Raw genomic sequence first — 4,852 nt, 5'->3', positions numbered from 1 at the left:
ATGAGTAGGCGATTATTGTATTTATAAATAAAACATTTTTAAAATTTTATTGAATAAATGGAAAAACATTACCAAACTAATGATATCCTTAAAGTATAGTTTTTATTTTGTATAGGAGGGTGATGAAGTCTATGGCGGTACGTATAGTTGATGATTTACAACAATTATCTTTGTTACTTATGTTTTTGAGTACATTAATATTTTACAGATACTTAAAGAAGGTTAAACGAGAGAGAAAGCTGACTTTTTTCGAATGGACAATGTATTTTGTCACTCAATTCGCGACTTCCATTTGGGCAATTACTTATTTTATTAAATTCTTGTCTGAATCGTAAGTTACATTAAAAGATTTTAGTTTACTAAGTTATTGTTATCTATTAGGGATATAAATATAGTCCGTATCTAAGTCAATGACGATATCGCTCTTAATGTCTTCTTGTAATGACTTTGGAATGTTTTCAAAATGATATCGTACACAAAATAAACTTACAAGATCCTCATTAGATAACTCTTCATTTTTTACGTTAAAATACATTTTTTTCAACTTACTGATAGAACATTCATGACCAATAACATACTTATTAATTCCATATCCATCAAATTCAATTATCATGTTATCACTGTTGAGTGCTAGCCAACATTATAGCTTTAATTTTGGATGAATCTTTCATATTGATTATTATAGCTTAAAGTTTAGTGTGAATATATTTTTATAAAGTGAGAGGATATCAATGGAACAATATAAATTAGTTTTAGAAGGCTCTAAACAACTGAAGTGACAAACGGATAAAATTAGGCCATTACAGGATGATGAAATTATCGTTAAAACAATCGCAGGTGCAATAAGTATTGGGGCAGAGTTACCACAGTATAAGGAGTCGGACATTTCAGGTGGTAATCCTTTATATCCGAGAGAAACTGGATATGAAAGTTATGGTGAAGTTATTCAAGTTGGTAATAAAGTAACAAATTGGTCTGAAGAGTGTGTGAAATATCATAAAAATCCTTTAATGGGAATGCTAGTAACATTCACTATTAAAGGATTGGGCTGTAATGAATATACTTTTTGAAAGCATTATTTTAATCCTCACTGGAATTATTGTTTTGAAATTGACAGGTAGTAAATCTGTTAGCCAAATGACTAGAGCTGAAATTATTATTGTTGTTTCTATAGGACGTATTATTGTAGAACCTGTATTAAGTAGGAAAGTAGTCTCATCTATTTTTGCTGCGTTTATTTTTGCGGGTGTTTTACTTATCATTCATTTTATTGAATTGAAATCACGAAAAGTAGAAAAGTTTCTAAATGGAACTAGCATTATTGTTATAGAAAACGGAGAAGTTTTAAAAAAGAATTTATTACGCGCAAAAATGTCAGAACAACAATTATTTATGCATCTGAGAGAAAAAGGTATACATGAAATCAAGAATTTACAACAAGCAACTGTAGAAACGAATGGACGGATTGGGTATCAACTAACTACTAAGGCACAACCAGTTACTTTGGAAATGTTAGAGAAGCTATTAGAGCAATACAATCTTAAAAAATAGTTGTAGACTGAAAAACGCTTCTTGTACATAAAGACACTTTTCACAAACATGTAAAAGTCCCTTCAGTAATACTGAAGGGACTTTCGTGTTATTTAATGTATCTATCAATTTGATTTGTGTCTATTAAGATTGGAAGGTATGATTTTTAACGGTCTCATCATATCATGGTCTTCATGCTCTAAACGATGACAATGCCATACATAATCTCCAGAATAGGGCTCAAACTTCATTATGATTCGGACGATTTGTTCACCTGCTACTAGCACGGTATCTTTTAAACCGAAATCAGCTGGGAGAGGATCTAACAAGTTTCCATTCAAATCATGACGATCAAGAACTTGAAAATTAACTAGATGTATATGAATAGGATGAATCCCAACGGTCAAATTTACTAACTCCCATATTTCAACAGAATTAAGTAAAGGTGTTTCTGTCACGGGATCGTCCCATTCTTTATTATCTAATAAAAGCATTAGACGTCCAAATTCATCCTCTGAGTCATTTAATGTTAATCGTCTTACTTTCTTTACTTTTTCTACTGGAATAAAGTCAATGTTACTTAATTTGCATGGGATTTTACTTTTATCTGGGCAGGATAATGGTTTCGTTACTTGGAACTCCATAATCTCACCAGTTGGATTATCTAAATCACTTCCATTTTGTAATACTACTTTTTTTCCTAAAAACCTTGAAAAATCAATAATAATGTCAATACGTTCTGCTGGTGAAACATCTAAACTTTGTACTTTAATCGGCCGTTTAAGAAGGCCGCCATCAGTTCCTATTAAAAAGAATGAACTAAGGTCACTTAATTGGAACTTGTATGTGCGAGTATTGGAAGCGTTTAATAAACGAAATCTATATTTGCGGGGCTCCACTTTTAAAAATGGCCATACTTTTCCGTTAACTGCAATTGTATTTCCTAAAAATAGAGAAACAATAGAAGGGTATGGTAAACCTGGTGATGGGTCTTCTGGTTGAGCAGGATAAAATAGGGAACCGTCTGGATTAAAGGATTTATCTTGAACGATAAGCGGTATTTCGTGTTTTCCTTTAGGTAGGGGTAGTGATTTTTCTTCTTTATCACGAATCAAGTAAAGTCCTGCAAGACCCGCATATACATTTAAACGAGTAATCCCAAGTGCATGATCATGATACCAAAGGGTGGTTGCTCGTTCTCGATTCGTATAATGATAAATTTCTTTTACGAAACTAGGTCCTGTTTGTTGAAAGTTTTTCGTAAACCATGCTTCAGGATGACCATCGCTATCTGGTTCACTTGGGCTTCCATGTAAATGTACAACAGTTCGTACTTCTGGGTTATCATGGGCCCCGTGAACGGTTGTATCAACAGGTAAGAAGTGTTTTTTAGGTAAATCGTTTGACCATCTCACATATACAGGATGATCTTTTTTAACCTCAAACGTTGGACCTGGTACCATTCCATTATAGCCCCATACTTTCGTCTTAGGTAAATCACTATGAAACTTGTGTAGCGTTTCAATCATACGTACATCATAAAACGGCTTACCTTTATATGTTCCTGTTGGTTTTATTGCGGAAGGAATTGGAAGGGGATCAATAAATTTTTTTAATTCCAAATATCGCTATCTCCTTTCATGTAATATAATATATTCTATTACACGAATGTTATATTGTTTGTATACTTGACCAACAAAATTATTGATATATCCCTTATACATGTGAATCTAATATGACTTAAAATAATATACAGAAAAATTTAGTGGTCTAACTGCTTATTCAAGGGTTTTAGGCTGTGGACCATCCAAATTTTCTTGAAATTTACAGAGGAAGATATTTTACTGGACATAACAGAAAATCTATTTGATTTAGTATGTGCTTGTATTTTATCAAGGGTGATGACGATCAATATTACGATTAACAACGACATTAAAGTTCATAAAAATAAACAGAATGAATAATTGACAAAAAATGAGAATAGTAGTAATCTAACGTAAAACATACGCTATCGTATTTTATTGGAGAGATGATATGCAATTAACGAGGGAAGACTGGATAAAAGTAGGATTACAACAATTAGCTAATGAAGGAATACATAAAGTTCGCATTGAAGCACTTGCTCGATTGCTAAAAATAAGCAAAGGAAGCTTCTATCACTATTTTCGTGACCATCAAGAGCTTTTAGATTCTATGCTCGACTTTTGGGAAGTACATGCAACAAGGCTGATTGTTCAAAGTATGGAGCAACAAGATGCCTCTTTAGAACAGCTATTACAGATTAGTTTTAATCGAGATAAAAAAATTGAGAATGGTATTTATACTTGGGCTAAATATGATCCTGTTGTGGCAGCACGTTTAGTAGATATAGAAGAGCAAAGAATTTCTTGTGTTGCAAAATTGTATCAAAAAATGGGCGTAGACGAAACTGAATCAATTGATCGAGCGAGACTTGCCTATTTAACGTATGTAGGGTGGATGACAAGGTTTGAAGCAAATCCTAATTTTGATATTGATAAAATGGTTGAGCTTTTAACTTCTTTCAGCGGGTGTCCAAACATCCACTGAAAGAAGTTAAAGCCTCCGGCGGATGTCACGGAATTATGCTGAGGCATAATTGATTATTCGATAATAAATGTCCCTAATATGGTTATAAAACCTGAAGGGACAAAATTTTCACTATAACATACGGTAGTGTATGTTATCTTTGGAGTTACGACATTGGGGGCGAATAAATGAAATTACTATTAACATTAGTAGCTGTAGTGCTTCTGTGTTTTATCAGTTTTTTGCATATTTATTGGGCTTTTGGAGGTCGATGGGGTTCTGCTGCTGTTATCCCAGTAAAAGAGGGAGAACATAAGCCTGCTTTTACTCCGAGAATATGGGGAACATTATTCGTAGCCATTCTTATTCTATTAGCTAGTGTCATTATTGTTGTTCAAGTAGGTTATTTGCAGAGGTTCCAAGCAAATAGTTTATCTAAAATCGGAAGTATTGTCTGTGCTTTAGTTTTCATTATTAGGGCAATTGGTGATTTTAAGTTCGTTGGATTTTTCAAGAAAATTAAACATTCTCAGTTTGCTAGATACGACACTTGGTTCTATAGTCCATTATGTTTATTCTTTGGCTTTGTCTATATCATGTTGTTGTTTTAATAAGCATAATGAATTCCCTATAAAATTTATTTTATAGAGGAAGAAAACATCTCAAAATGGTGGGATTTTAAATTCTGTATATACTATATATATTTCTTGTAATATGCATATCTAACTGTAACTTTAACGAATTTACCGAAAGAATTCTCCTTCCTCAAGCGTGT

6 protein-coding genes and 1 pseudogene are annotated in these 4,852 nt (G+C 32.8%); 5 read left to right on the top strand and 2 right to left on the bottom strand.

The window, feature by feature from the left end; translation table 11 throughout:
- Positions 1–131: 131 nt before the first annotated feature.
- Positions 132–335, top strand: a complete 204-nt coding sequence (locus V7038_RS04890; protein ID WP_199659424.1) for a hypothetical protein — start codon at positions 132–134, stop codon at positions 333–335.
- A 35-nt stretch (positions 336–370) separates the two neighbouring features.
- On the opposite strand, the gene V7038_RS04885 is transcribed toward V7038_RS04890, so the two are convergent.
- Positions 371–613 (bottom strand): hypothetical protein, encoded by a 243-nt coding sequence (locus V7038_RS04885; RefSeq protein WP_199659425.1) that lies wholly within the window; start codon positions 611–613, stop codon positions 371–373.
- Between the two features lie 178 nt (positions 614–791).
- Between V7038_RS04885 and V7038_RS04880 the strand changes: the two are divergent.
- A pseudogene (locus V7038_RS04880) lies at positions 792–974 on the top strand (hypothetical protein); the annotation flags it as partial.
- Positions 975–1,053: 79 nt separating this feature from the next.
- Entirely contained in the window at positions 1,054–1,551 is a 498-nt protein-coding gene (locus V7038_RS04875) for a DUF421 domain-containing protein (protein ID WP_283747216.1), read from the top strand.
- A gap of 104 nt (positions 1,552–1,655) precedes the next feature.
- Here V7038_RS04875 and V7038_RS04870 read toward each other — a convergent pair whose 3' ends face one another.
- On the bottom strand, positions 1,656–3,152 hold the full coding sequence (locus tag V7038_RS04870) for a multicopper oxidase domain-containing protein (protein WP_199659427.1): 1,497 nt from the start codon (positions 3,150–3,152) through the stop codon (positions 1,656–1,658).
- 412 nt (positions 3,153–3,564) lie between these two features.
- On the opposite strand from V7038_RS04870, the gene V7038_RS04865 reads away from it, so the two are divergent.
- Both V7038_RS04865 and V7038_RS04860 read left to right on the top strand, forming a co-directional pair.
- Complete coding sequence (locus tag V7038_RS04865; protein WP_199659429.1) at positions 3,565–4,098, top strand: TetR/AcrR family transcriptional regulator; 534 nt, start codon at positions 3,565–3,567, stop codon at positions 4,096–4,098.
- Between the two features lie 167 nt (positions 4,099–4,265).
- Positions 4,266–4,688: a DUF3995 domain-containing protein gene (locus V7038_RS04860; RefSeq protein ID WP_016129510.1), complete on the top strand. Its 423-nt coding sequence runs from the start codon at positions 4,266–4,268 to the stop codon at positions 4,686–4,688.
- The last annotated feature ends 164 nt before the right edge of the window (positions 4,689–4,852 follow it).

The sequence above is a fragment of the Bacillus sp. JJ783 genome (assembly GCF_036963225.1).
In the GTDB taxonomy this organism is placed as follows: domain Bacteria; phylum Bacillota; class Bacilli; order Bacillales; family Bacillaceae_G; genus Bacillus_A; species Bacillus_A cereus_U.
The sequence above is the reverse complement of the archived record's forward strand: the minus strand, read 5'-3'. Positions and strand labels throughout refer to the sequence as shown.

Bases quoted from the DNA above. Each gene is read 5' to 3' on its own strand.
- V7038_RS04865 (WP_199659429.1), top strand. From the start codon at position 3,565: ATGCAATTAACGAGGGAAGACTGGATAAAAGTAGGATTACAACAATTA.
- V7038_RS04875 (WP_283747216.1), top strand. From the start codon at position 1,054: ATGAATATACTTTTTGAAAGCATTATTTTAATCCTCACTGGAATTATT.
- V7038_RS04890 (WP_199659424.1), top strand. From the start codon at position 132: ATGGCGGTACGTATAGTTGATGATTTACAACAATTATCTTTGTTACTT.
- V7038_RS04885 (WP_199659425.1), bottom strand. From the start codon at position 613: ATGATAATTGAATTTGATGGATATGGAATTAATAAGTATGTTATTGGT.
- V7038_RS04860 (WP_016129510.1), top strand. From the start codon at position 4,266: ATGAAATTACTATTAACATTAGTAGCTGTAGTGCTTCTGTGTTTTATC.